Here is a 25,746-nt window from a genome sequence, read left to right as displayed (position 1 = left end):
ACGGGCGGCGACGCCGGCCCCGTGGTCTCCCCGGCGGGGACGGACGGCGTCGGCTCGGACGGGTGCGCGGAAATGTCAGCCAAACCTCTCGATGAGGGCCGCGGACTGGTGGGGGCCGAGGCCGCGGACACGACGTGTCTCGGCGATCCCGATCTCCTCCATGATCGCCCGAGCCTTCACCTTACCCACGCCGGGCAGGGACTCCAGCAACGAGACGACCTTGAGCTTGCCGATCATGTCGTCCGTCTGGCCGCGCTCGATGACCTCCTTCAGGGAGCCCTGGGAGTACTTGAGCCGGTTCTTCACCTCGGCGCGCACGCGTCGTGCCTCCGCGGCCTTCTCGAGCGCCGCCGCGCGCTGTTCTGGGGTCAGGGGTGGAAGTGCCACGCAAGTCACCTACTCGTCGTCAGGCGGATGGGCCCACTCAGTCGTCCCGGCGTGCCCGCAGGTGGAGCCCCGACCGGGTGGATCACCCGGGCGACCTGCGCCGACGCACGGAGCCGACCCCTCGAAAGTAGCGAGCCTCGGGCGATCGGGCAACGACTGGGCATGGCGCGTCGTCCGCGGCCGTACGCGGGACGGTCTCCGCAACGGCCCCGGCGGCGGGCCCGGAACGACGGCGGAACGAGGGCGGAACGCGGATCGGGGGCGGCTCAGGACGCCACGAGGCGCGCCACGAGCGCGTCGCGCACCGCCGTCGTCACGCCGCACGCCACGAGGTAGTCGTCGATGCTCCCGTGCTCGCGCACCGCGAGCTCCCACGCGCCCTCCAGGTACGCGGGCTCGACGGTGAGGACCGGCGCCAGCGCCTCGGGCGACAGCCCCGGTAGCGGGGGCACGAGCGCGGCGAGCCCCTCGGCCGCCGCCGCGCTCGCGAGGTACTCGGCCATGCGCTCCTCCTCCGAGACCCCCGCGACGTACTGCACGAGGGCCACGACCCAGCCCGTGCGGTCCTTGCCCGCCGAGCAGTGCACGACGCTCGCGCCGTCGGCCGCGGCGACGTCCGCCAGGACGTGGCCGACCGTCTCCCGGATGCCCGGGTCCGTGACGAACGTCGCGTACACGCCGTGCATGAGGCGCCGCGCGACCGCGGCCGGGTCGTCGGCCGCGAGCAGGCCCGCGACGAGCGCCGCCGGGTCCGCCGAGGCGCCCGCGCCCGCTCCCCCGTCGACCAGGCCCGGCGTCGGGTCCATGCCCCGGCGCAGCACGCGTACGCCGCCCGGGACGGCGTCCGCGCCGTCGCGCGCGAGCTCGTCCCCGCCGCGCAGGTCCACGACCGTCCGCACGTCCAGGTCGACGAGCGCGGCCTGGCCCGCGGGGGTGAGCCGGGACAGGCTCGCCGTGCGCAGCAGCACGCCCGTCCGCAGCGGCTCGTCGTGACCGGCCGGCACCGCCCGACCGCCCACGTCGCGCGCGTTCCACGTGCCCGGCACGTCCAGGGCACCCGGCACGGCTCCCGGCGGGGGCAGCTCCGGAGGCGTGCCGGCAGCGGTCGGGGCGGGGTCGGTCGTCTCGTCGCGGGAGGTCATGGGCGCAGTCTGGCACGCGACCGCGGGGCACGACGGCGACCGGGCCGGCACCCGCGAGGGTGCCGGCCCGGTCCCGGGAGGTGCGGGGCTCAGCCGCGCAGGGCCTGCGCCGCCTCGTCCGTGGCGGCGCGGGCCGCCGCGCGCAGCGCGTCCGCGTCCGGCCCGGCGCGCAGCACCCCGCGCGACGACGACGCGAGCACCTGGCGCCGCGCGTCGCCGAACACCGCGGCGAGCTCGGCCGCGCCCGCGCCCTGCGCGCCCACGCCGGGCGCCAGGAGCGGCCCGCGCACGGCCGCGAGGTCCGTGCCGGTGCGCGCCGCGGCGTCCGCGATCGTCGCGCCCACCACGAGCCCGACCGGCCCGAGCGCGTCGCCCGCGGCGACGACCGGGGCGTTCACCTGGGCCGCCTCGCGCGCGACGTGCGCCGCGACGGACTCCACGCCCGCCCCGGCGCCCCGGCGCGCGTGCTGCACCTCGGCGCCCTCGGGGTTCGACGTCAGGCAGAGCACGAACAGGCCGCGCCCCGTCTCCAGCGCCGCGTCCACCGCGGGCTGCAGCGATCCGAACCCCAGGTACGGCGACACGGTCAGCGCGTCCGCCGCGAGCGGCGAGCCGTCGCGCAGGTACGCGTCGGCGTACGCGGCCATGGTCGAGCCGATGTCGCCGCGCTTGGCGTCCATGATCGTCAGCGTCCCGGCGGCACGGGCCGCCGCGAGGACCTCCTCGAGCGCCGCGACGCCGCGCGACCCGTGGCGCTCGAAGAACGCCGACTGCGGCTTGACCGCGGCCACGCGGCCCCCGACCGCCTCGACGACCCGCAGGCCGAACTCGCGCAGCCCGGAGGCGTCGTCGGGCAGGCCCCAGTCCGCGAGCAGGCCCGGGTGCGGGTCGATGCCCACGCACAGCGGCCCGTGGTCCGCCGTCGCCGCCGCGAGGCGCGCGCCGAAGCCCGCGCTCACGCACCCACCCGCTCCGCGGCGGGAGCGGGCAGCTCGACGCCGTCGGTCAGGCCCTCGCCCGCCATGTGCTCTTGGAGGCTCGCGACCGCGAACGGCCCCGCGAGGACCGCCTCGATGCCCTGCACCGCGGCGGCGAGCTGGTCGACCGTCGTCGCGATCGGCTTGTCGGCCGCCGTCGTGGCCGCGCGGATCTCGTAGCCGTCGGCGCGCGCGCCCTGCCCGGACGGCGTGTTGATGACCATGTCCACCTCGCCGGCCGTGATGAGGTCGACGATCGTCGGCTCGCCGTCCGCCCCGCGGCCCGCGGAGAACTTGCGCACCACGCGCGACGCGATGCCGTTGCGGCGCAGCACGCTCGACGTGCCGTCCGTCGCGAGGATCTCGAAGCCGAGCTCCGCGAGGCGCTTGACCGGGAAGACGATCGAGCGCTTGTCGCGGTCCGCGACCGAGACGAACACGCGGCCCGACGTCGGCAGCCCGCCGAACGCGGCGGCCTGCGACTTGGCGAACGCGTGCGGGAAGTCGCGGTCGAAGCCCATGACCTCGCCCGTCGAGCGCATCTCCGGGCCGAGCACCGTGTCGACCACGACGCCGTCCGCGGTGCGGAAGCGCTTGAACGGCAGGACCGCCTCCTTGACCGCGATCGGCGCGTCGAGCGGGAGCGTGCCGCCGTCGCCCTCGGCGGGCAGCACGCCCGCGGCGCGCAGCTCCGCGATCGACTCGCCCGCCATGACGCGCGCCGCGGCCTTCGCGAGCGACGTGCCCGTCGCCTTCGAGACGAACGGCACCGTGCGCGACGCGCGGGGGTTGGCCTCCAGGACGTAGAGCACGTCGGAGACGAGCGCGTACTGCACGTTGAGCAGGCCGCGCACGCCGACGCCCTTCGCGATGGCCTCGGTCGAGCGGCGGATGCGCTCGATCTCCTGCTCCGAGAGCGACACGGGCGGCAGGACGCACGCCGAGTCGCCCGAGTGGATGCCCGCCTCCTCGATGTGCTCCATCACGCCGCCGAGGAAGAGCTCGGTGCCGTCGTAGAGCGCGTCGACGTCGATCTCCATGGCGTCGTCGAGGAACCGGTCGATGAGCAGCGGCGCGGGCAGCGTCCCGGCCGTGCGGTCCTCCGCCGCGGCCGCCACGAGGGCGCGCTCGACGTAGCCCGTGAGTTGCTCGGCCGAGTACACGATCTCCATGCCGCGCCCGCCGAGCACGTAGGACGGGCGCACGAGCACCGGGTAGCCGATGCCGGCGGCGACGTCCTTCGCCTCGTCCAGCGAGCGCGCCGTGCCGAACGCCGGGGCGGGCAGGCCCGCCTCGACGAGCACGCGGCCGAACTCGCCGCGGTCCTCCGCGGCGTCGATCGCCTCGGGGCTCGTGCCGAGGATCGGCAGGCCGGCGTCCGCGAGGCGCTGCGCGAGCGCGAGCGGCGTCTGACCGCCGAGCTGGACGATGATGCCCTTGACCGGTCCCGCGGCGAGCTCCGCCTGGTAGACCTCGAGCACGTCCTCGAACGTCAGCGGCTCGAAGTAGAGGCGGTCGGACGTGTCGTAGTCGGTCGAGACCGTCTCCGGGTTGCAGTTGACCATGACCGTCTCGTAGCGCTCGCGCAGCGTGAGGGCCGCGTGCACGCACGAGTAGTCGAACTCGATGCCCTGGCCGATGCGGTTCGGGCCCGAGCCGAGAATGATCACGGCCTCGCGCTCGCGCGGGGCGACCTCGGTCTCCAGGTCGTACGACGAGTAGTGGTACGGCGTGCGGGCGGCGAACTCGGCCGCGCACGTGTCGACCGTCTTGTAGACGGGCCGGACGCCGAGCGCGTAGCGGACCTCGCGCACGGTCGCCTCGCCCGCCGGGCCCATGCCGCGCAGGCGCGCGACCTGCGCGTCGGACAGGCCGTGCTTCTTCGCCTCGCGCAGCACGTCCTCCGTGAGCGCGGGCGCGTCGGCGACGGCCGCCGCGACCTCGTTGACCAGCTGGATCTGGTCGAGGTACCACGGGTCGATCTTCGTGGCCTCGAACACCTGCTCCACGCTCGCCCCGGCGCGCAGCGCCTGCTGGACGCCGATGATCCGGTTCTCCGTGGGGCGCGCGATGCGCACGAGCAGCTCGTCGAGCTCCGCGCCGGAGACGGGCTCGCCGTCCCAGTGGAAGACCGAGCCGCCCTTGTCGATCGAGCGCAGCGCCTTGCCGAGCGCCTCGGTGAAGTTGCGCCCGAGCGCCATCGCCTCGCCGACCGACTTCATGGTCGTCGTGAGCGTCGGGTCCGCGGCCGGGAACTTCTCGAACGCGAACCGCGGCACCTTGACGACCACGTAGTCGAGCGTCGGCTCGAACGAGGCCGGCGTGACCTGCGTGATGTCGTTGGGGATCTCGTCGAGCGTGTAGCCGACGGCGAGCTTCGCCGCGATCTTCGCGATGGGGAACCCGGTCGCCTTGGACGCGAGCGCGGACGACCGCGAGACGCGCGGGTTCATCTCGATGACGATGACGCGGCCCGTGTCCGGGTCGACGGCGAACTGGATGTTGCAGCCGCCCGTGTCGACGCCGACCTCGCGGATGACGGCGATGCCGATGTCGCGCAGCTTCTGGTACTCGCGGTCGGTGAGCGTGAGCGCGGGCGCGACCGTGATCGAGTCGCCCGTGTGCACGCCGACGGGGTCGACGTTCTCGATCGAGCACACGACCACGACGTTGTCGTTCTTGTCGCGCATGAGCTCGAGCTCGTACTCCTTCCAGCCGAGGATCGACTCCTCGAGGAGCACCTCCGTCACCGGGGAGTAGTGCAGGCCCTGGCCGACGATGCGGCGCAGCTCGTCCTCGTCGTACGCGAAGCCCGAGCCGAGGCCGCCCATCGTGAACGACGGGCGCACGACCATCGGGTAGCCGAGGTCGCCCGCGGCCGCGATCGCCTCGTCGACCGTGTGGACGATGACCGAGCGCGCGGACTCGCCGCCGCACGTCTCGACGACGTCCTTGAACTGCTGACGGTCCTCGCCCTTCTGGATCGCCGCGATGTTCGCGCCGATGAGCTCGACACCGTACTCGGCGAGGACGCCCGCCTCGTCGAGCGCGATCGCCGCGTTGAGCGCCGTCTGACCGCCGAGCGTCGGCAGCAGCGCGTCGGGGCGTTCCTTGGCGATGATCGACGTGAGGACCTCGGTCGTGATCGGCTCGACGTAGGTCGCGTCGGCGAACTCGGGGTCGGTCATGATCGTCGCCGGGTTCGAGTTCACGAGGACGACCCGCAGGCCCTCCTCCTGGAGCACGCGACACGCCTGGGTGCCGGAGTAGTCGAACTCGCACGCCTGGCCGATGACGATCGGGCCGGACCCGATGACCAGGACGCTGGAGATGTCGGTTCTGCGAGGCACGGTCAGCTCTCCTTGGTGGTCTGCTCGACGGCGTCGGAGCCCGCGCCCGCCGCGCCGGCGGCGCGACGCGACGTCATGAGCTCGACGAAGCGGTCGAAGAGGTACGCGGCGTCGTGGGGGCCGGCCGCGGCCTCGGGGTGGTACTGGACGGAGAAGGCGGGCAGGTCGAGGCACTCGAGCCCCTCGACCACCTGGTCGTTGAGCCCGACGTGGGACACGACGACGCGCCCGTAGCGGCCGCCGTCGTGCGGGGCGACGGACTCGCCGTCGAGCGGCGCGTCGACCGCGAACCCGTGGTTGTGCGCCGTGACCTCCACCTTGCCGGTGCGGCGGTCCATGACGGGCTGGTTGATGCCGCGGTGGCCGTAGGCGAGCTTGTACGTGCCGTAGCCGAGCGCGCGCCCGAGGATCTGGTTGCCGAAGCAGATGCCGAAGAACGGCGTGCCGCGGTCCAGGACGTCGCGCAGCAGCTCGACCTCGTGGGTCGCGGCGCTCGGGTCGCCCGGGCCGTTGGAGAAGAAGACGCCGTCGGGCGCGTACGCCTCGATGTCCGCGATCGTCGAGGCCGCGGGCACCACGTGCACGCGCACGCCGCGCTGGGCGAGACGCTGGGGCGTCATCGACTTGATGCCGAGGTCCACGGCGACGACGGTAGCGACGGGCTCGCCGTCCGGCGTCGTGCCCTCGAAGGGCTCGACGACGTACGCCGTGTCGGTGCTCACCTCGCGGGCGAGGTCGGCGCCGGCCATCGCGGGCGCCGCCTTCACCTCGGCCACGAGGTCCTCCACGGTGCGCGGGTAGCCGTCGCGCACGAGCGCGTCGCCGGAAAAGATGCCCGCGCGCATCACGCCGAGCTCGCGCAGGTGGCGCGTGAGGGCGCGCGTGTCGACGTCGCTGATGCCGACGACGCCCTGGGCCGCGAGCTCCTCGTCGAGGGTGCGCTGCGCGCGCCAGCTCGACGCGCGACGGGCCGCGTCGCGCACGACGTACCCGGCGACCCAGATCTTGCCGGACTCCGGGTCCTCGTCGTTGACGCCCGTGTTCCCGATGTGGGGGGCCGTCATGACGACGATCTGCCGGTGGTAGGAGGGGTCGGTGAGGGTCTCCTGGTAGCCGGTCATGCCGGTGTTGAAGACGATCTCGCCGACGGTCGTGCCGCGCGCGCCGTACGCGCGGCCGGGCTGCACGGTGCCGTCCTCGAGGACGATCAGGGCCCGGTCGGGGGCGGGTGCGCCGGTCACCGAGGTGACTGCGGTCGGTGAGCTCACTGCGTTCGCTGAGGCGGTCAAGGTGCTTCCTCGTCGTTCTCGTCGGTGCCGGGTGCCGCGCTCTCGCGCGTCGGCGCCGGGCCGTCCTGGTCGGTGGGTGCGTCGGTGGCGCTGCTCGGCGCCCCGGTTCGTCGTTCGCGGGTGCCGTCGCCGCCCGCGTCCCGGGGGCGGCCGGCGAGGTCGCGCACGGCCTCCAGGAGACGCGGGACGTCGTGGTCGTGGCGCGGCATGAGGCCGGTGTCGAGCCGCACCTCGGGGTGCGGCGGGGCCTCGAGGGCGTCGGCCGGGACCGGCTCGGCGGGGACGGACCACGTCACCACGACGATGGCTTCCTTCCCGACGAACTTCCCCGCCATGCCCGGGGTGAGCGCCACGTCCTCGACGGCCGCGGCGGGGACCCACACGTCGTCGGCGCCGCGGCGCGCGACGTGCAGGCCGGCGTCGTGCACGGTGACCTGGGCCTGCGCCCGGTCGCCGAGGCCGTGGGCGCCGACGCGCGCGAGCCAGTCGCCCGCGAGCGTGCTCGACACGTACAGCGCGTCGAGCGGGCCGAGCACGACGCCGCCGCGCGCGGCCTCCGCCGGCACGGCGGGCGGCGTCGGGACGAAGCCCGCGGAGCGGCGCACGAGCCGGCGACGGCCGACGAGCACGAGCGTCAGCAGGACGACGCCGAGCACGATCCAGATCCCGGCCGCGACGGGCTGCGGCAGGTTCACGCCCCCACCCCCCGACCGGCCGCGACCGCCTCGACGGGCGCGCCGTCGAGCACGGTGGCCCGGCCCCGCAGGAACGTCGCGACGACCGCACCGGGCAGCTCGCGGCCCTGGAAGGGCGTGTTGGTGCTCGCGGTGGCCTGCCCGGCCCCGTCGACCACGCGCCGCGCGGCCGGGTCGACGAGCGTGACGTTGGCAGGCTCGCCGACCTCGAGCGGGCGGCCCTGGGCGCGCTCCCCCGTGTCGATGCGGCCGATGCGCGCGGGCGCGCTCGACAGCACGCGAGCGACGTCGGCCCACGTCATGCGGCCCGTGTCGACCATGGTCTGCTGCACGACGCTCAGCGCCGTCTCGAGGCCCGTCATGCCGAACGCGGCCGCGGCCCACTCGCAGTCCTTGTCCTCGCGCGCGTGCGGCGCGTGGTCGGTCGCGACGATGTCGATCGTGCCGTCGGCGAGGCCCTCGCGCACCGCCTCGACGTCCGCGGCCGTGCGCAGCGGCGGGTTGACCTTGAACGTCGGGTCGTAGCCGCGCGCCAGGTCGTCCGTGAGCACGAGGTGGTGCGGCGTGACCTCGGCCGTGACGTCGATCCCGCGGCCCTTGGCCCAGCGGACGATCTCGACCGAGCCGGCGGTCGAGAGGTGGCACACGTGCAGGCGCGAGCCCACGTGCTCCGCGAGGAGCACGTCGCGCGCGATGATCGCCTCCTCGGCGACCGCGGGCCAGCCCGCCAGGCCGAGCTCCGCCGACACGACGCCCTCGTTCATCTGGGCGCCCTCGGTGAGGCGAGGCTCCTGCGCGTGCTGGGCGACGACGCCGTCGAACGCCTTGACGTACTCGAGGGCGCGGCGCATGAGGATCGGGTCGTCGACGCACTTCCCGTCGTCCGAGAACACCCGCACGCGGGCCGCGGAGTCGGCCATCGCGCCGAGCTCGGCGAGCTGCTCGCCCGCGAGCCCGACGGAGACGGCGCCCACGGGGTGCACGTCGACCCAGCCCGCGTCGCGCCCGAGACGCCACACCTGCTCGACGACGCCCGCGGTGTCCGCGACCGGGGTCGTGTTCGCCATCGCGTGCACGGCCGTGAAGCCGCCCGCCGCCGCGGCGCGGGTGCCGGACGCGATCGTCTCGGCGTCCTCGCGCCCCGGCTCGCGCAGGTGGGTGTGCAGGTCGACCAGCCCGGGCAAGGCGACGAGGCCCGTCGCGTCGACGACGACGGTGCCGTCGTCGTCCGCGGCGCGCGCGGCGCCGACCGGGGCGAGCTCGGCGACCACGCCGTCCGCGAGGACGAGGTCGACGGGGTCGCCGCCCAGCGGGCGCGCGCCGCGCAGGACGTACGTGGTGGTTGCGGCGCTGCTCACGAGGCGGAGACCCTTTCGACGGCGGGGACGGGCTGGGCGGAGGGCAGGGGCGCGGCCGACGCCGCGGCGTCGGCCTCGTCGCTGCCCGCGAGGAGGAGGTAGAGCACGGCCATGCGCACGGCGACGCCGTTCGCGACCTGCTCGACGATCACCGCGCGCGGCGAGTCCGCCGCCTGCGCGGAGATCTCGAGGCCGCGGTTCATGGGGCCGGGGTGCAGGACGACGGCGTGCTCGGCGAGGAGCCCGAGGCGCCGAGCGTCGAGCCCGTACTTGCGGCTGTACTCGAGCGGGTTCGGGAAGAAGGCCCCGCCCCCCGCGCCGGCGCCGCTCATGCGCTCGCGCTGCACGCGCAGCATCATCACGGCGTCGGGGCCGCCGTGCGCCGTGTCTCCCGCGAGGGCCGCGTCCAGGTCGTAGGAGACCTCGCACGGCCACGTCTGGACGCCGACCGGCAGGAGCGTGGGCGGCGCGACGAGCGTCACGCGGGCCCCGAGCGTGTGCAGCAGGTGGACGTTCGAGCGCGCGACCCGCGAGTGCAGCACGTCGCCGACGATCGCGACGTGGCGCCCGTCGAGGCCCGCGCCGCGCGCCGCGGCGTCGTCGGGACCGCTCGCGCCCGGCGACGTCAGGCCCGTCCCGGTGAGGTGGCGGCGCAGCGTGTACGCGTCGAGGAGCGCCTGCGTCGGGTGCTGGTGCATGCCGTCGCCCGCGTTGACCACGGCCGCGTCGAGCCAGCCCGCGTGCGCGAGCAGGTGCGGGGCGCCCGACGCCTGGTGCCGCACGACGACCGCGTCCGCACCCATCGCCTGGAGCGTCAGCGCGGTGTCCTTGAGCGACTCGCCCTTGGACACGCTCGACCCCTTGGCCGAGAAGTTGATGACGTCCGCGGACAGCCGCTTCGCGGCGGTCTCGAAGGAGATGCGCGTGCGCGTGGAGTCCTCGTAGAAGAGATTGACGACCGTGCGACCGCGCAGCGTCGGGAGCTTCTTGATCTCGCGGGACTGCGTCGCGGCCATCTGGGCGGACGTGTCGAGGATGCGGATCGCGTCGGCACGCCCGAGGTCCTGGGTCGAGAGCAGGTGCCTCATGCGCGGGCCTCCCCGTCCTCGGAGGAGCCCGGCTGCGCAGCAGCGGGCCGGATGACCACCGCGTCGGCGGACGCGTCGCCCGCCGCGGGAGCGCCGTCGATCTCGGCGAGGCGCACGCTCACGCGCTCGGACGTCGACGTGGGCAGGTTCTTGCCCACGAAGTCGGGGCGGATCGGCAGCTCCCGGTGGCCGCGGTCGACGAGCGCCGCGAGCTGCACCGCGCGCGGGCGGCCGAGGTCGCTGATCGCGTCGAGCGCGGCCCGGATCGTGCGGCCGGAGTACAGGACGTCGTCGACGAGGACCACGACCTTGCCGTCGATCCCCGACGCGGGCAGGCGCGTCGCGCCGATCGTGCGCGTCGGGTGACGGTGCAGGTCGTCGCGGTACATCGTCACGTCGAGCTCGCCGACGATCGCGTGCGGGTCGGGCGCGCCGTCTGCCTCGATCGCGGCGAGACGCTCGGCGAGCCGGGCCGCGAGCGGGACGCCGCGCGTCGGGATGCCGAGGAGGACGAGGTCGTGGGCTCCCTTGTTGCGCTCCACGATCTCGTGGGCGATGCGCGTCAGCGCGCGGGAGATGTCCGCCGCCGTGAGGACGACGGTCCCGGCGGTCGGACCCGTCTCGGGGTCGGACCCCGGCCGGGGTGCGGATGGTGTGGGCACAGCAGCGCCAGAGCTCATGTCCGGCGACCTCCTTCCCCGCCTCACAGGACGGGCCTTAAAGGATGTCTGACGGTCACCCACCCTACCGCCGGTGGTCCGGCGGCCGGGTGCGCGTCCCGCCCGGTGGGACGCGGCGTCGGTCACACCCGTGACCGACGCCGCGCGAGGCGGCGCCCGGCCGCGGCCGGGCGCCGCGGTCAGGCCGTGATCGTCGGCTTCATCTCGACGATGCGCGCGAGCAGCCCGTTGACGAACGACGGCGAGTCGTCGGTCGACAGGGAGCGCGCGAGGTCGACGGCCTCGTCGATCGCGACGACGTCCGGGACGTCGTCGTTGAAGAGGATCTCCCAGCCGCCGATGCGCAGCAGCGCCCGGTCGACGGCGGGCATGCGCTCGAGCGTCCACCCGTGGGAGTACGTCTCGAGCAGCTCGTCGATGCGCTCGCGGTGGGCGAGCACGCCCTCGACGATGTCGACCGCGTACTGCGGCAGCGCGGTCTGCGCCGTCCCGGGGTCGGCGACGCGCTCCGCGAGGAGGGTCGTCGGGTCCACGTGACGCTGCTCCGCCTCGAAGAGGACGTCGAGCGCGCGCTTGCGCGCCTTGGTGCGTGCGGCCATGTCAGTCCGTCGTCTGTCCGTCGGTGCCGGCGGTCAGTCGTTCACGCGGCCGAGGTACGACCCGTCACGCGTGTCGACCTTGACCTTGGTGCCCTGCTCGAGGAAGAGCGGGACCTGGATCTGCGCGCCCGTCTCGAGCGTCGCGGGCTTGGTGCCGCCCGTCGAGCGGTCGCCCTGCAGGCCCGGCTCGGTGTACGTGATCTCGAGGACGACCGAGGCGGGCAGCTCGATGTAGAGCGGCTGGCCGTCGTTCGACGCGATGAGCACGTTCTGGTTCTCGAGCATGTAGTCCTTGGCGTCGCCCACGATCTCGGCACCGACCGTGATCTGGTCGTACGTCGAGGTGTCCATGAACACGTAGTCCGCGCCGTCCTGGTACAGGTACTGGAAGTCACGGCGGTCGACGTTGGCGGTCTCGATCTTGAGGCCGGCGTTGAACGTCTTGTCGATCGTCTTGCCCGTCATGACGTTCTTGATCTTGGTGCGGACGAACGCGCCACCCTTGCCGGGCTTGACGTGCTGGAACTCGATCACGGTCCACAGCTGGCCGTCGAGTCGCAGCACGGTGCCGTTCTTGATGTCGTTGGTGGTCGCCACGTTCGTCTTCCTGTCGGAGGGTCAGCGGTCCCGTCGACGCGCTGCCGCGTGCCGGGACGGCACGACGGGGCCACGAGAGCGGGATGCGGAAATGGGCCTTGACGATCTTACCGGAGCGCGGCGAGGACCGCGTTCGCCACGACGCCCAGGGTCGCCGCCCAGCACATCGAGGCGAGCGTCCCGATGACGAAGCGCTCCGACGCGACGGGGTGCTCACGCAGCTCGGGGTAGCGGCCCAGGCCCTTGATCGCGACGACGAAGGCGATGCCGCCCGGCTCGCCCGCGAGGAGGCAGCCGGTGATCGCGAACCGCTCGAGGATCCCGATCCACGTCCCGCCGCGCAGGGCCTTGACGGCCTCCGTCCCGATCGGCCCCGTCGTCGGAGGGGGCGGCGGGGGCACCGGGACGGCCGCCGGGTCCGCCGGGGCACCACGCCGCGGCCGGCCGGCGCGGCCCGGGGCGGCGGAGCCGCCCGCACGCGCCGCCGCGCGCAGGACCCCCTGGGTCACGGGGCCGCCGCCGAGGACGCTCGCGGCGAGCGCGACCACCCAGACGAGCACCACGAGCACGACCGTCACCGGGTCCGTCACGCCTTCTCCTCCTGCCGATCCGCCGGCGGCCCCTCGTGGAGCTCGCCCAGCAGCCTCGCGACCACGGGCCGCGCCGCCGCCTCCTCGGGCCACAGCGCGGTGCGCAGCCGCTGGCTGACCGCCTGCTCGGACACGCCGAGCGCGCGAGCCACATCCTTCTGGGTCCCACCCACACGCGCCAGCGCGTCGACGGCCTCCCACCCGGGCGCGGTGCGCCGGTCCACGACGGCCGCGAGGAGGCGCAGGAGCGCCTCGACCTCCGCGGCGCGCGCCGCGGGCTCCCCGCGAACGGCGACGGGCGCCGTGGCCGCGCGCGACTTCGCCTGCTCGACCGCCTCGCGGGCGCGCACGAACGCCGTGCCCGACGCCTCGCGCGAGACCGCGGGCAGCGGCTCGTCGACCGGCCCGACGCCGAGGCCGACGCTCCAGCCGCCGTCGCGCAGGAGGTCGAGCACGACCTCGACGACGGCCTCCGGGTCGTCGAGGACACCCTGGACCTCGTCGCCGACCGTCCGGGCGAACGGGACGACGACGCCGCGGCCCGCCAGCATCTCGTCGAGCCGCGCGAGCACCTCGGGGACGCGGTCGGGACGACCTGTGCTCCCCCGCTGGTCGACAGTCAGTACGTACATGACATCAAGGCTAGACCCTTGTTCGTCGACCATCAAGCCCTGAGGCTTGATCAGGGCAGATCAAGCCTGGCTCGCGCGCAGGCGCGCGGCGACGGCCTCGAGCGCGAGCCGGTAGGAGTCGAACCCGAAGCCCGCGACCGTGCCGGTCGCGACCGCCCCCACGACGGAGTGGCTGCGGAACGCCTCGCGCGCCGCCGGGTTGCTGAGGTGGACCTCGACCAGCAGCAGGCCGGACGTCGTGACCTGCGCGGCGGCGTCGCGCACCGCGTAGGAGTAGTGCGTGAACGCGGCCGGGTTGAGCACGACGTGGGCCCGCGCGTCGACGGCCTCGTGCAGCCAGCCGACGAGCTCGGACTCGCCGTCGGTCTGCCGCACGTCGACGGCGAGGTCGAGCGCGCTCCCCCACGTCGTCGCCGACTCGCGGAGGTCCGCCATCGAGGCCGAGCCGTAGATCTCCGGCTCGCGCACGCCGAGCCGGCCGAGGTTGGGTCCGTTGAGGACGAGCACGCGTTCCATGGCGCCCGAGCCTAGCCGTGCCGGAGCGAGCGACGGCGACACGTCCGGGGCCGCTCCCGACGGGCGACGGATCACGGCCTCGGGCAGGCTGGCGGGGTGACCCTCAGCGCTGCCCGCCCCCGACCTCCGGCACGGCACCCGCACCTGCGCTCCGCGCCCGTCCCCGCGCCGTCCGGCGCGCGTCCGCGGACAGCAGCATGAGCGCGACGCGCTACCTCGACGCCCCGTTCGCGGCGCTCGCGCACCGCGGCTTCTCGCGCGACGGCCTGGAGAACTCGATGGCGGCGTTCGCGGCGGCCCGCGAGCTGGGGCTCCGGTACGTCGAGACGGACGCCCACGCGACGTCGGACGGCGTCGCCGTGGCGCTCCACGACGCCTCGCTGGACCGGACGACCGACGCGCGCGGCCTGGTCGCCGACCTCCCGTGGCGCACGGTGCGCACCGCCCGGATCGGCGGTCGCGAGCCGGTACCGTCGCTGGAGGATGTCCTCGGGACGTGGCCGGACCTCCGCGTGAACGTCGACGTCAAGTCGGCCGCGGCGGCCGAGCCCGTCGCGCGCGCGATCGAGCGCACGCGCGCGCACGACCGCGTGTGCGTCGCGTCGTTCGCCGCGTCGCGGCGAGAGGCGACCGTGGCGCGGCTCTCGCGCCCCGTGACCGTGTCCGGCGCGCGAGGCGCGGTCGTGGGCATGCTGCTCGCGGGGCGCGCGCGGGCGGACGCGCTCGCTCGCCTCGCGGCCCGCTCGGTCGACTGCCTCCAGGTGCCGGTGCGCGAGGGCTGGGTCCGGGTCGTGGACTCGGCGTTCGTGCGGGCCGCGCACCGGGCCGGCGTCGCGGTGCACGCCTGGACGGTCAACGACGCGCCGACGATGCACCGGCTGCTCGACCTCGGGGTCGACGGGATCGTCACCGACCGCTCGGACGTGCTGCGCGACGTGCTCCGCGGCCGGGGGCTCTGGGCCTGACCCGCCGAGGATCCGTCAGAGGGCGATCGGCCCCCGGCCCACCGGCGCGTCCGCCGCGACCTCCGCGTAGGCCGCGGCGAGGAGCGTCGGGTCCGGGCCCTCGAGGCGCGTCGGGCGGGCGACGTCGTCGAGCACGACGAAGCGCAGGAGGTCGCCGCGCGACTTCTTGTCGCGGCGCATCGCGGACAGCAGCTGCTCCCACCGGTCGCCCCGGTAGGTGAGGGGCAGCCCGAGCGAGCCGAGGATCGCGCGGTGGCGATCGACGACCGCGTCGTCCAGCTTCCCGGCGAGGCGCGAGAGCTCGGCGGCGAACACCATGCCGACGGAGACGGCCGCGCCGTGGCGCCACTGGTAGCGCTCGGTGAGCTCGACGGCGTGGCCCAGCGTGTGGCCGTAGTTGAGGATCTCGCGCAGCCCGGCCTCCTTGAGGTCCTCCCCCACGACGCGCGCCTTGACCGCGACCGAGCGCTCGACGAGCTCGGCGACGACGGCCCAGGTCTCGTCTGCCGTCGGCCGGGTGCCCCATGCGGCGAGCGCGTCGGCGTGCGCCTCGACGAGATCGAGGATGCGCTCGTCCGCGATGAACCCCGTCTTGACGACCTCCGCGAGCCCCGCGACGAAGTCCCAGCGCCCGAGCGACTCCAGGGCCGCGAGGTCGCACAGGACGCCCGCCGGCGGGTGGAACGCGCCGACGAGGTTCTTGCCCTCGGCAGTGTTGATGCCGGTCTTGCCCCCGACCGCGGCGTCGACCATCGCGAGGAGCGTCGTCGGCACGTGCACCACGCGGATGCCGCGCAGCCACGTCGCGGCGACGAAGCCGCCGAGGTCCGTCGTCGCGCCGCCGCCGACCGTGACGACCGCGTCCGTGCGCGTGAAGTCCAGCTGCCCGAGCACGCCCCACAGGAATGCGGCCACCTGAGCGGTCTTGGCCTCCTCGGCGTCCGGCACCTCCGCGACGTATGCCTCGTAGCCCGACGCCTTGAGGTCCTCGTGGACGACCTCGGCCGTCGCGGCGAGGGCCGCGGGGTGCACGACGAGCACCCGGCGTACCGAGTCGCCGAGCATCGCGGGCAGCTCGCCGAGCAGGTGGCGCCCCACGACGACGTCGTACGGCTGCTCGCCCGCGACCCGCACGCGCGTCGGCGCGGCAGCGGCCGGGTCCTGGGCGGGGGTGGTGGCGTCGGGGGTCACGCGTTCTCCTGTTCGACCGGGGTGCCGGCGGGGTCGGCCGGCGCGGGTGCGGGCGTCGTGCGCCCCGGGGTGCCGGGCACGGCGTCGCCCGCGAGGTGCCCGCGGATCTCGCGCGCGACCTGGGCGGGCGTGCGCGCGTCGGTGACGACGTGCAGCGTCGAGACGCGCTCGTAGACGGGGCGACGCGCCTCCATGAGGGCGGCCCAGCGCGCCCGCGGGTTGCCGAGCAGGAGCGGGCGCGCCTGGTTGAGGCCGACGCGCGGCGCGGCGTGCGCGAGGCTCACGTCGAGGAACACGACCGTCCCGCCCGCGGCGACGTACGCCGCGAGCGCGGTCTGCGTGTGCTCGTCGAGCACCGCGCCGCCGCCCAGGGCGAGGACGCCGTCGTGCGTCGCGAGCGCGGTCGTCACGGCCTCACGCTCCAGCTCGCGGAAGTGCGGCTCGCCGTGGTCGACGAAGATGTCCGCGACCGGCTTCCCGGCCGTGGTCTCGACGTCGACGTCCGTGTCGCGCTGCGCGAGGCCGAGCAGCTCGGCCAGGTGGCGCGCGACGGTCGACTTCCCGCTGCCGGGCGGGCCGACCAGCACGACGACCGGGCGGGTCCCCGGGGCGACGGGCGTCATCAGCGCTGCAGCTCGGGGATCGCGGCGAGGTACGCCTCGGCGTTCCGGCGGACCTCCGCGACGGAGTCGCCGCCGAACTTCTCGAGCGCCTGCTCGGCGAGCACGAGCGCGACCATCGCCTCGGCGACGACCGCCGCGGGCGGGACCGCGCACACGTCGGAGCGCTGGTGCTGGGCCTTGGCGACGTCGCCGGTGACGACGTCGACCGTCGCGAGCGCGCGCGGCACCGTCGAGATCGGCTTCATGGCGGCGCGCACGCGCACCACCTCGCCGTTCGACATGCCGCCCTCGACGCCGCCGGCGCGGTTGCTGCGACGGTGGATGCGGCCGTCGGCGCCGCGCTCGATCTCGTCGTGCGCGGCGGACCCGCGGCGGCGCGCGGTGCGGAAGCCGTCGCCGACCTCGACGCCCTTGATCGCCTGGATCCCCATGAGGACGGCGGCGAGGCGCGCGTCGAGGCGACGGTCGCTCTGCGCGTAGGTGCCCAGTCCGGAGGGGACCCCGTACGCGAGCACCTCGACGACGCCGCCGAGGGTGTCTCCCGCCTTCTGGCACTCGTCGATCTCCGCGACCATGGCCGCGGCGGCGTCCGGGTCGAAGCAGCGCACCGGGTCGGCGTCGAGCGCGGCGACGTCGTCGGGGCCGGGCACCGGCGCGTCCTCGGGGACCTCGACCGGCCCGATCGCGACGACGTGCGACACGAGCCGGACGCCGAGCGCCTGCTCGAGGAACTTCGCCGCGGCCGTGCCGAGCGCGACGCGCGTCGCCGTCTCGCGCGCCGAGGCGCGCTCGAGCACGGGGCGCGCGTCCTCGAAGCCGTACTTGCGCATGCCGACGAGGTCGGCGTGCCCCGGGCGGGGCCGGGTGAGCGGGCGGTTGCGCGCGATCTCCCGGACGTCGCCCGTCCCGGCGTCGACGAGCAGGGCCTCGGGCGGCACCGGGTCGGACGACATGACGTCGACCCACTTGGGCCACTCGGAGTTCGCGATCTCGATGGCCAGCGGCCCGCCCTGGGTCACGCCGTGGCGCAGGCCGCCGAGGACGCGCAGCTCGTCCTGCTCGAACTTCTGCCGCGAACCGCGGCCGTACCCGAGGCGGCGGCGCGCGAGCGCGGCGCGCACGTCGTCCGTCGTGAGCTCGACGCCCGCGGGCAGCCCGTCGAGGATCCCGACCAGGGCCTCACCGTGCGACTCACCCGATGTCAACCAACGCAGCATGATCGCCATCCTCCCACGTCGGCGCGCCCGTCCCGGCGGGCGCCCGCAGTACGGACCGACGGCGGTCGAGGGCTGCTGAGCTGACGCCGCGGCCCGCGCCGTGCCCGCCGACGCGGCGGTCTGTGGACGACGACGTCCCACGTCGCCGCGCGCGCTACGGTGCCTCGCATGGTCCAGCAGGGGGACGGGACGAGGCACGCCGCGGCATCGCTCCGCGGGTCGGGTGACGACGAACCGGACGAGGCACGGGAGGCCGTGGTCACCGCGGGTGCGCCGAGGTCGTGGGGACGACGCCGTCGCGCCGACCTCGCTCGCGAGCTCCGGGTCGCGGGCCGGGCGGGTGGAGCGCTCGCGCTGCTCGCGGCGCTGGCCGCGGCGTGGTGGTCGGGCCCGTCGTGGGCGACGCCCGCCCTCGTGGTCGTTGCCGCGGCCGGTGCGCTGCTCGCCGTGGTCGACGCACGCACCTATCGCCTGCCGGACGTGATCGTGCTCCCGACGGGGGTCGCGGTCGTCGTGCTGCTCGCGGTCGCGTCGCTCGCGGCGGGCGACGGGGAGCCGCTCGTCCGCGCGCTCGCCGGGGGCGCCGTGGGCTTCTGCGCCTACGCCGCGCTGCGGCTCGCGCACCCGCCCGGGCTGGGGTTCGGCGACGTGAAGCTCGCCGGCACGCTCGGCACCCCGCTCGCGTGGCTGGGGTGGGCCGAGCTCGTCGCCGGGCTCCTCCTGCCGTTCCTGCTCGGCGGGGCGTGGGCGCTCGGGCTGGTGATCTCGCGGCGCGCTCGCCGCGACACCGCGGTGGCCTTCGGCCCCTTCATGGTGCTCGGCGCGGGCGTCGCTGCCGGCTGGGGGCAGACGACGACCGGCGCGGTCCTCGGCGGCTGAGCGCCCCGGCGGGCTCAGACCGGGGCGCCGAGCGCGGAGCCGAGCGCGCGGTCCATCGTCGCCAGCGGCGCCGTCCTGCCCGTCATGAGCCGCACCTGCTCGGCCGCCTGGTGCAGGAGCATGCGCTCGCCGCCGACGACGGTGCCGCCGCCCGCGGTCCAGGCGACGGACAGCGCGGTGGGCCGGGGGTCGTAGACGACGTCGAGGAGGACCCCGCCGGGCGTCGCCCCGGCCCGGGACAGCGCGTCCGCCACCGGGTCGGCGGCACGCGACGGCAGGGTCGCAACGACGGCGTCCGTGCCGGCGAGGCGGTCGAGGAGCGCGGGCGACGCCGGGTCCAGCACCTCGAACCGCGGCTCGACGCCCATCCGGTGCGCGGCGCGCTGGAGACTGCCCGTGCGCCCGAGCGAGCGCACGAGGACGGTCGGCGCCGCGCAGCCCAGCTGCGCGAGCGCGGCGAGCGTCGAGGCGGCGGTCGCCCCGGCGCCCAGCACGACGGCGGAGCGCACCTCCCGCTCCCCCAGTCCTTCGCGCAGCGCCGCCACGAGGCCGTGCACGTCGGTGTTCGTCCCGACGAACGTCGGTCGCGTCCCGCCCGTGGGCTGCACCACGAGCGTGTTGACCGCCCCGACGACGTTCGCGAGCGGGTCGACGTGGTCCAGCAGCGGGATCACGGCGTGCTTGAGCGGCATGGTGAGGCTCAGACCCGCCCACGAGGCGTCGAGGCCGTTGACGAAGGCCGGGAGCTGCTCCTCGGTCGTGTCGATCGCCTCGTACGACCACCCGTCCAGCCCGAGCGCGTCGTACGCGGCACGGTGCAGCACCGGGGACAGCGAGTGCGCGACGGGGTGACCGAGGACGGCCGCCCGTCGCGGCGGGCGCGTCGCGCTCACCCCTCGTTCTCCTCCAACCACTGCCGGTACTCCTGCTTGAACTGCTCGAACTCCGCGTACTTGTCGGTGAACTTCGTCTCTCCGGTGTCCAGGTTCACGGTGACGTACCAGAGCCACGGACCCTCCGGCGCGTTGAGGACGGCCTCGACGCTCTCCCGGCTCGGGCTCCCGATCGGGGTCGGGGGCAGCCCCTTGTGGACGCGCGACGCGTACGGGAGGTCGGGATTCTGGAACTCCTCGGTCGTGATCTGGCCGGCCGGCTTGCCCAGCCCGTAGACGTCGATCGCGTCCATGCCGAGCGGCATGCCGTCCTCGATGCGGTTGTAGATCACTCGAGCGACCTTCTGCCGCTGCTCCGCGTTCTTGCCCTCCCACTCGACGATCGACGCCATCGTGAGCACCTCTTGGAAGCGCTCGGGCGCGACGCCGAGCTCGGCGAGCTCGCTCGTGGTCTGGCTCACCATGCCCTGGATGATCCCCGTGGCGGTGACGTCGCCCGGCTCGAGGACGTACGTCGTCGGGTAGAGCCAGCCCTCGTAGTTGCCGTTCGCCTCGGCGGGCAGCCCCGTGGCGGCGGTGTCGGCCATGGCCGCCTCGAACTCCGCGACGGAGATTCCCGTGACGGAGGACGACCGCTCGAGGATCTGCTTGACGGTGTAGCCCTCGGGGATCGTGATCTTCGTCTCGACGCGCGAGTCGTTCGCCACGAGACGCGCGACGGCGTCCTTCGCGGACATCCCGAGGAGCAGCGTGTGCGTGCCCGGCTGGATCTTGCCGGCGTTCGGGTTCTCCTCGAACGCGCTGGCGAACGCCGCGGAGCTCGCGACGACGCCCGCCTCGGTGAGCACGGCCCCCATGTCGCGGCCCGTGGACCCGGGCTCGATCACGACGTCGACGGGCTCGGTCCCCGGGCCGTCGAAGTCCTTCGCCTCGAGCGGGTTCGCGAACCCGAAGAGGTCGGAGGCGTTGTTGAGCAGGAGGTAGCCCGCTCCGCCCACCACGAGGAGCGAGACGAGCAGGACCACGAGGGCCCGGCGGCGCCGGCGCTGGCGTCGCTTCTTCGCGGCCCGGCGCGCGCGCTGCTCGGCGCGCGAGGAGCGCGCGGGCTGCTGCTCGCCCTGGACTGCGGGCCGTTCGAACAGGTCGGTCACGGTCGGTGGTCTCCTGTCGGGTCTACAGGTTCTCCGGCGCGCACCCCCGCGCCCCGCTCGGCCTCGAGAGCGGATTGCAGAATGATAACGGCGGCGGCCTGGTCGACGACGCTCCGGTGCTTGCGCCCGGCGCGTCCCGACGCGTGCAGCGCCTGGTGGGCGCTGACGGTCGTCATCCGCTCGTCGACGAGGTGCACCGGCACCGGTGCGACGACGCGAGCCACCGCACCAGCGTACGCCCGCGCGCCCTGGGCGGCGGCGCCCTCCCCGCCCGAGAGGTGCCGCGGCAGGCCCACGTACACGACCTGGGCGTTGCGCTCGTCGACCTCGGCCGCGATGCGGGCGACGTCGGCGGGGACCGCCGCGCCGCCGCGGGTGTCGCGCGCGAGGGTCTCGACGGGGGTCGCGACGAGCCCGTCGGGGTCGCTCGCAGCCAGGCCGACGCGGACGCTGCCCACGTCGACGCCGAGGCGCGCCCCCCGCGGGAGGGGGGCGCGCCCGTCGTCGGCGGGCTGCACGGGCAGGCCGGTCACGCGCCGGCCGCGGCGCCGTCGCGCACGCCCCGGAGGGCGGCGGGCAGCGCGGACACGTCCGTGCCGCCGCCCTGGGCCATGTCGTCCTTGCCGCCGCCACCGCCGCCGAGCGTCTGGGCCGCGGCCTTGGCGAGCACGCCGGCGCGCAGCCCGGCCGCGCGCGCGGAGGCGTTCGTCACGACGACGACCTGCGGGCGGCCCTTGGCGACGCCGCCGACGGCCACGACCGCAGGCTCCGCCTCGCCGAGCCGGCCGCGCACGTCGAGCGCGAGCGCGCGCAGGTCGTCCGCGGACGCGACCTCGCCGGCGTCGTGCACGACGACGCGCGTGCCGCCCACGAGCTCCGCCCCGGTGGCGAGCGTGCCGGCCGCCGCGAGGAGCTGCGCCTGCCGGAGCTGGGCGAGCTCCTTCTCGGCGTCGCGCAGGCGCGACACGAGCGTGCTCACGCGGTCGGGCAGCTCCTCGGTCCGCACGTTGAGCAGGCCCGTGAGCTGGCCCACGAGCGCGTGCTCCTTCGCCTGGAAGCCGTACGCGCCGTCCCCGACGAGCGCGTCGACGCGCCGCACGCCCGAGCCGATCGACGACTCGCCGAGCAGCGTGACGAGGCCGAGCTGGCCCGTGCGCTGCACGTGCGTGCCCGCGCAGAGCTCGCGCGACCAGTCGCCGCCGATGGAGACGACACGCACGGTGTCGCCGTACTTCTCGCCGAACAGCGCCATCGCCCCCAGGGCGCGCGCCTCGGTGATCGGCATGAGCTGGTCGGTGACCTCGAGGTTCTCCTGGAGCTGGGTGTTGACCCGCTCCTCGATCTCCGAGAGCGCGCCCGAGGGCACGGCGGACGAGCGGCGGAAGTCGAAGCGGATGCGGCTGGGCGCGTTCTCCGACCCGGCCTGCGTCGCGTCCTTGCCGAGCGACTCCTGGAGCGCCTTGTGGATCATGTGCGTCGCCGAGTGGGCGCGGCTGATCGCCTTGCGGCGGTCGCGGTCGATCGTCGCGGTTCCGGGGTCGCCGAGCGCCGCGGTGCCCTCGACCAGGCGGCCGCGGTGCACCGACAGGCCCTTGATGGGGCGCTGCACGTCGTCGACCTCGATGGTCGCGCCGCCGTCGAGCACGATCGTGCCGTGGTCGGCGAGCTGGCCACCGGCCTCCGCGTAGAACGGGGTGCGGTCGAGCACGACCTCGACGTCCGCCGGGGCCGTCGCGGCCGGGGCGGGGACGCCGTCGACCAGCAGGCCGGCGACGCGCACCGCCGCGGACGACTCGGTGTACCCGAGGAACTCCACGGGCGCCGCGAGCTCGGACGCGAGCGACTCGTACGCGGCCGTGTCGACGCCGCCGGAGCGCTTCGCGAGCGCGTCGGCGCGCGCCCGCTGGCGCTGCTCGGTCATGAGCGCGCGGAACGCCTTCTCGTCGACCTGGACGCCCTGCTCGGCGGCCATCTCGAGCGTGAGGTCGATCGGGAAGCCGTAGGTGTCGTGCAGCGCGAACGCCTGGTCGCCGCCGAGCAGCGGCGTCCCGCCCGAGCCGGCCGCGGCCTTCGCCCGCGACACGGCGGTGTCGAGGATCGTCGTGCCGGCCGTGAGCGTGCGACGGAACGCGTCCTCCTCGGTGTAGGCGACGTCGGAGATGCGCGCGAAGTCCGTCGCGACCTCCGGGTACGACGGCGCCATCGCGTCGCGGCTCACCGGGAGCAGCGCGGGCATGGCGCGGTCCTCGACGCCGAGCAGGCGCATCGCGCGCACCGAGCGGCGCAGCAGACGGCGCAGCACGTAGCCGCGGCCCTCGTTGGACGGGCGCACGCCGTCGCTCATGATCATGAGCGCCGAGCGGACGTGGTCGGCCACGACGCGCATGCGGACGTCGTCCTCGTGGTTCGCGCCGTAGCGCTTGCCCGAGAGCGCCTCGGCCGCGGTGATGACGGGGAACACCTCGTCGATCTCGTAGAGGTTGTCCTTGCCCTGGAGCAGGTAGGCGACGCGCTCCAGGCCCATGCCCGTGTCGATGTTCTTGCGCGCGAGCTCCGAGACGATCCGGAACTCCTCCTTGGACTTCACGTCGTCGATCGCGTACTGCATGAAGACGAGGTTCCAGATCTCCAGGTAGCGGTCCTCGTCGACGACGGGGCCACCCTCCTGGCCGAACTCCGGACCGCGGTCGATGTAGATCTCCGAGCACGGGCCCGCGGGGCCGGGCTGGCCCGTGGACCAGTAGTTGTCCTTCTTGCCGCGGGCCTGGATGCGCTCGTCCGGCAGGCCGGCGATGCGCTTCCAGAGCTGCCGCGCCTCGTCGTCGTCGTGGTAGACGGTGACCCACACGCTCTCGGGGTCGAAGCCGTACTTCCCCTCCTCGCGCGCGCCCGTGACGAGGTCCCAGGCGTAGGTGATCGCGCCTTCCTTGAAGTAGTCCCCGAACGAGAAGTTGCCGTTCATCTGGAAGAACGTGCCGTGACGCGTCGTCTTGCCGACCTCGTCGATGTCGAGGGTGCGCACGCACTTCTGGACGCTCGTCGCGCGGTCCCACGGCGGGGTCTGCTCCCCCGTCATGTACGGGATGAACGGGACCATGCCCGCGATGGTGAACAGCGTGGACGGGTCCGGGGAGACGAGCGACGCCGACGGCACGACGGTGTGGTCGCGGTCGGCGAAGTAGTCGAGCCAGCGCTTGCGGATCTCGGCGGTGCGCATGATGTCCTTCGGAAAGAGGTCGGTGGTCGTGCGGGGTGGTGCGGTGGGCGCCGCGGGCTCGGCGTCCTAGAAGGAGTAACCGAGCAGGTCCTCGACGTCGTCCGTGTCGTCGAAGGCGTGCCGGTCGGCGCCGGCGGGGCGCGCGTGGCGTCCGGCCGCGCGACGCGCGCGGACGGCGTCCGGGTCCTCCTGGCCCTCGGCGAGCAGCGCCGCCATGAGCTCCTGCTCGCGGGCGTCGCGCGCGAGCGCGAACTCCGTGCGGAAGTCGCGGGCGATCTCGACGACCTTCTCGCCGAGGCCGTTCACCTGCTCCGTCGCCTGGTCCACGAGCGACGCCGGCGCGTAGCGCGCGAGGACCTTCTTGCCGCGCACGACGACCACGACCGTGATCGCGACCCCGACGCCGATCCAGAAGACCCGGCGCATCAGCGCGACCCCTCGGCGCGGCTCGCGGAGCTGCCCGACGACCGTCGGCCGCCGAACGAGCGCGCGGCAGCCTGGCGCACGCCGTACGTGAACGCGGCGACCTTGACCAGCGGCGCACCGAACGTGGCGGCGTACAGGCCCGTGAGCGCGGAGACGTTCTCGCTCACCTGGGCGGCCGACGTGGTGATGGTGTCGACCTTGACGAGCTGGCTGTTCGTCGTGGCGACGGTCGTCGCGGCCTCGTCGAGGATCGGCACCGAGTGGTCGGTGACCTCCTTGATGCTCGCGCGCGCCTCGTCGAGCACGCGGCCGAGCTTGAGGAGCGGCACCGCGAGCAGGCCGACGAGCAGCACGAACGCGACGGCTGCGATGAGGCCGGCCACATCTCCCAGGGACATTCTTCCTCCAGTGCCAGTCACGGTGCCGCGGGCGCGGCACCCGCGCGCCGTGCGCGCGGGACGGTCGTCGCCGCGGGCTCCTCGCGGACGTACCCACGGCTCCGCGAAACACTACCCGCACCAGGGCGGGGACCGTCGTCGGGCGCGGCACGACGGCGCCCTTGCGGGGGCGGGCCGAGGCACCGGCCCGGACGCACGAACGCCCCGCTCGCCGACGAAGCGGTGAGCGAGGCGTCCGGGGCAGAAATCAGCGAGCGTAGTACTCGACGACGAGCTGGACCTCGCACTGCACGGGGACCTCGGCGCGCTTCGGGCGACGCGTGAGCACCGCGCTGAGCTTCTCGAGCTGGACGTCCAGGTAGCCCGGGACGGCCGGCAGCACGTCGCGGTGCGCGCCCGCGGCCGCGACCTGGAACGGCGTCGTCGCCTGGCTCTTCGGCTTGACCTGGAGGGTCTGGCCGGGCTTCACGCGGAACGACGGGCGGTCCACGATCTTGCCGTCGACGAGGATGTGGCGGTGCGTGACCGCCTGGCGCGCCTGCAGGATGGTGCGGGCGAAGCCGGCGCGGAGCACGAGGGCGTCGAGACGCATCTCGAGGTTCTCGACGAGCGCCTCACCGGTCAAGCCCTTGTCCTTGCGGGCGTCCTCGTACGCACGCGCGAGCTGCTTCTCGCGGAGCATGTACTGGGCGCGCAGACGCTGCTTCTCGCGGAGACGGACCGCGTAGTCCGACTCGGTGCGGCGGCGGGCGCGGCCGTGCTCACCCGGGGGGTACGGGCGCTTCTCGAAGTGCTTGACGGCCTTCGGGGTGAGGGCGATGCCCAGGGCGCGGCTCAGGCGGACCTGGCGGCGCGAGCGCTTGACAGACGTCACAGCGGTATCTCA

26 protein-coding genes are annotated in these 25,746 nt (G+C 74.7%); 2 read left to right on the top strand and 24 right to left on the bottom strand.

The genetic code is table 11. The features are described 5' to 3' along the window. Window positions 1–75 precede the first annotated feature (75 nt). The 14 genes from mihF to HKK73_RS09255 all read right to left on the bottom strand — a co-directional run bounded on the left by mihF (window position 76) and on the right by HKK73_RS09255 (window position 13,900). Window positions 76–387 carry an integration host factor, actinobacterial type gene (mihF, locus tag HKK73_RS09320; protein ID WP_021482878.1) on the bottom strand — a complete coding sequence of 104 codons (312 nt, stop codon included), beginning with the start codon at window positions 385–387 and terminating at the stop codon, window positions 76–78. Between the two features lie 266 nt (window positions 388–653). Continuing rightward, window positions 654–1,529 (bottom strand): tyrosine-protein phosphatase, encoded by an 876-nt coding sequence (locus HKK73_RS09315; protein WP_034653072.1) that lies wholly within the window; start codon window positions 1,527–1,529, stop codon window positions 654–656. Window positions 1,530–1,618: 89 nt separating this feature from the next. Continuing rightward, complete coding sequence (pyrF, locus tag HKK73_RS09310) at window positions 1,619–2,488, bottom strand: orotidine-5'-phosphate decarboxylase (protein ID WP_085387981.1); 870 nt, start codon at window positions 2,486–2,488, stop codon at window positions 1,619–1,621. Further along, window positions 2,485–5,856, bottom strand: a complete 3,372-nt coding sequence (gene carB, locus HKK73_RS09305) for a carbamoyl-phosphate synthase large subunit (RefSeq protein ID WP_034656344.1) — start codon at window positions 5,854–5,856, stop codon at window positions 2,485–2,487. Before carB ends, pyrF begins: the two co-directional genes overlap by 4 nt. A 2-nt stretch (window positions 5,857–5,858) precedes the next feature. Then, window positions 5,859–7,097, bottom strand: coding sequence for a glutamine-hydrolyzing carbamoyl-phosphate synthase small subunit (carA, locus tag HKK73_RS09300; RefSeq protein ID WP_076404893.1), 1,239 nt, complete (start codon window positions 7,095–7,097; stop codon window positions 5,859–5,861). Window positions 7,098–7,141: 44 nt separating this feature from the next. Then, on the bottom strand, window positions 7,142–7,840 hold the full coding sequence (locus HKK73_RS09295) for a hypothetical protein (RefSeq protein WP_171467851.1): 699 nt from the start codon (window positions 7,838–7,840) through the stop codon (window positions 7,142–7,144). Beyond that, the gene (locus HKK73_RS09290; RefSeq protein ID WP_051028381.1) at window positions 7,837–9,198 is read right to left on the bottom strand and encodes a dihydroorotase; all 1,362 of its coding nucleotides are present in this window, start codon (window positions 9,196–9,198) and stop codon (window positions 7,837–7,839) included. The genes HKK73_RS09295 and HKK73_RS09290 overlap by 4 nt, the downstream gene beginning before the upstream one ends. Further along, window positions 9,195–10,286, bottom strand: coding sequence for an aspartate carbamoyltransferase catalytic subunit (locus HKK73_RS09285; protein ID WP_061267283.1), 1,092 nt, complete (start codon window positions 10,284–10,286; stop codon window positions 9,195–9,197). Before HKK73_RS09285 ends, HKK73_RS09290 begins: the two co-directional genes overlap by 4 nt. Continuing rightward, window positions 10,283–10,966: a bifunctional pyr operon transcriptional regulator/uracil phosphoribosyltransferase PyrR gene (pyrR, locus tag HKK73_RS09280; RefSeq protein ID WP_085387982.1), complete on the bottom strand. Its 684-nt coding sequence runs from the start codon at window positions 10,964–10,966 to the stop codon at window positions 10,283–10,285. The genes HKK73_RS09285 and pyrR overlap by 4 nt, the downstream gene beginning before the upstream one ends. A gap of 179 nt (window positions 10,967–11,145) precedes the next feature. Then, on the bottom strand, window positions 11,146–11,565 hold the full coding sequence (gene nusB, locus HKK73_RS09275; protein WP_021482611.1) for a transcription antitermination factor NusB: 420 nt from the start codon (window positions 11,563–11,565) through the stop codon (window positions 11,146–11,148). Window positions 11,566–11,598: 33 nt separating this feature from the next. Further along, window positions 11,599–12,162, bottom strand: coding sequence for an elongation factor P (efp, locus tag HKK73_RS09270; RefSeq protein WP_021482610.1), 564 nt, complete (start codon window positions 12,160–12,162; stop codon window positions 11,599–11,601). 107 nt (window positions 12,163–12,269) lie between these two features. Further along, window positions 12,270–12,752, bottom strand: coding sequence for a hypothetical protein (locus HKK73_RS09265; protein WP_206153989.1), 483 nt, complete (start codon window positions 12,750–12,752; stop codon window positions 12,270–12,272). Next, a complete protein-coding gene (locus tag HKK73_RS09260) occupies window positions 12,749–13,384 on the bottom strand; it encodes a hypothetical protein (protein WP_085387983.1) in 636 nt (211 codons plus the stop codon). Before HKK73_RS09260 ends, HKK73_RS09265 begins: the two co-directional genes overlap by 4 nt. Window positions 13,385–13,444: 60 nt before the next feature. Continuing rightward, window positions 13,445–13,900 carry a type II 3-dehydroquinate dehydratase gene (locus tag HKK73_RS09255; RefSeq protein WP_034654984.1) on the bottom strand — a complete coding sequence of 152 codons (456 nt, stop codon included), beginning with the start codon at window positions 13,898–13,900 and terminating at the stop codon, window positions 13,445–13,447. Window positions 13,901–14,097: 197 nt separating this feature from the next. Here HKK73_RS09255 and HKK73_RS09250 point away from each other — a divergent pair, with 197 nt between their 5' ends. Then, on the top strand, window positions 14,098–14,865 hold the full coding sequence (locus HKK73_RS09250) for a glycerophosphodiester phosphodiesterase family protein (RefSeq protein WP_061267279.1): 768 nt from the start codon (window positions 14,098–14,100) through the stop codon (window positions 14,863–14,865). Window positions 14,866–14,880: 15 nt separating this feature from the next. Here the strand turns inward: HKK73_RS09250 and aroB are convergent, their stop codons facing one another. From aroB to aroC, 3 genes are read right to left on the bottom strand one after another with little or no spacing between them, the layout of a single operon-like run. Beyond that, entirely contained in the window at window positions 14,881–16,056 is a 1,176-nt protein-coding gene (gene aroB / locus HKK73_RS09245; RefSeq protein WP_198163071.1) for a 3-dehydroquinate synthase, read from the bottom strand. After that, window positions 16,053–16,679, bottom strand: a complete 627-nt coding sequence (locus HKK73_RS09240; RefSeq protein WP_137280464.1) for a shikimate kinase — start codon at window positions 16,677–16,679, stop codon at window positions 16,053–16,055. The genes aroB and HKK73_RS09240 overlap by 4 nt, the downstream gene beginning before the upstream one ends. Beyond that, window positions 16,679–17,896, bottom strand: a complete 1,218-nt coding sequence (gene aroC / locus HKK73_RS09235; protein ID WP_085388771.1) for a chorismate synthase — start codon at window positions 17,894–17,896, stop codon at window positions 16,679–16,681. Before aroC ends, HKK73_RS09240 begins: the two co-directional genes overlap by 1 nt. A gap of 168 nt (window positions 17,897–18,064) precedes the next feature. On the opposite strand from aroC, the gene HKK73_RS09230 reads away from it, so the two are divergent. Then, complete coding sequence (locus tag HKK73_RS09230; RefSeq protein WP_051028470.1) at window positions 18,065–18,775, top strand: A24 family peptidase; 711 nt, start codon at window positions 18,065–18,067, stop codon at window positions 18,773–18,775. A gap of 14 nt (window positions 18,776–18,789) precedes the next feature. Here HKK73_RS09230 and HKK73_RS09225 read toward each other — a convergent pair whose 3' ends face one another. The 7 genes from HKK73_RS09225 to rpsD form a co-directional block, all read right to left on the bottom strand. After that, window positions 18,790–19,668: a shikimate dehydrogenase gene (locus tag HKK73_RS09225; protein WP_034654987.1), complete on the bottom strand. Its 879-nt coding sequence runs from the start codon at window positions 19,666–19,668 to the stop codon at window positions 18,790–18,792. Next, the gene (gene mltG / locus HKK73_RS09220) at window positions 19,665–20,819 is read right to left on the bottom strand and encodes an endolytic transglycosylase MltG (protein ID WP_034654989.1); all 1,155 of its coding nucleotides are present in this window, start codon (window positions 20,817–20,819) and stop codon (window positions 19,665–19,667) included. The genes HKK73_RS09225 and mltG overlap by 4 nt, the downstream gene beginning before the upstream one ends. Further along, entirely contained in the window at window positions 20,816–21,352 is a 537-nt protein-coding gene (gene ruvX, locus HKK73_RS09215) for a Holliday junction resolvase RuvX (RefSeq protein WP_232322572.1), read from the bottom strand. Before ruvX ends, mltG begins: the two co-directional genes overlap by 4 nt. Further along, window positions 21,349–24,036, bottom strand: a complete 2,688-nt coding sequence (alaS, locus tag HKK73_RS09210; RefSeq protein ID WP_085387986.1) for an alanine--tRNA ligase — start codon at window positions 24,034–24,036, stop codon at window positions 21,349–21,351. The genes ruvX and alaS overlap by 4 nt, the downstream gene beginning before the upstream one ends. Before the next feature lie 66 nt (window positions 24,037–24,102). After that, on the bottom strand, window positions 24,103–24,462 hold the full coding sequence (locus tag HKK73_RS09205) for a hypothetical protein (protein ID WP_043657021.1): 360 nt from the start codon (window positions 24,460–24,462) through the stop codon (window positions 24,103–24,105). Then, window positions 24,462–24,860 carry a DUF948 domain-containing protein gene (locus HKK73_RS09200; protein ID WP_034650677.1) on the bottom strand — a complete coding sequence of 133 codons (399 nt, stop codon included), beginning with the start codon at window positions 24,858–24,860 and terminating at the stop codon, window positions 24,462–24,464. The genes HKK73_RS09205 and HKK73_RS09200 overlap by 1 nt, the downstream gene beginning before the upstream one ends. A 247-nt stretch (window positions 24,861–25,107) precedes the next feature. After that, window positions 25,108–25,734, bottom strand: coding sequence for a 30S ribosomal protein S4 (gene rpsD, locus HKK73_RS09195; RefSeq protein ID WP_021483439.1), 627 nt, complete (start codon window positions 25,732–25,734; stop codon window positions 25,108–25,110). Window positions 25,735–25,746 lie beyond the last annotated feature (12 nt).

This window comes from Cellulosimicrobium sp. 72-3 (genome assembly GCF_013127315.1).
Classification (GTDB): domain Bacteria; phylum Actinomycetota; class Actinomycetes; order Actinomycetales; family Cellulomonadaceae; genus Cellulosimicrobium; species Cellulosimicrobium funkei.
The sequence above is the reverse complement of the archived record's forward strand: the minus strand, read 5'-3'. Positions and strand labels throughout refer to the sequence as shown.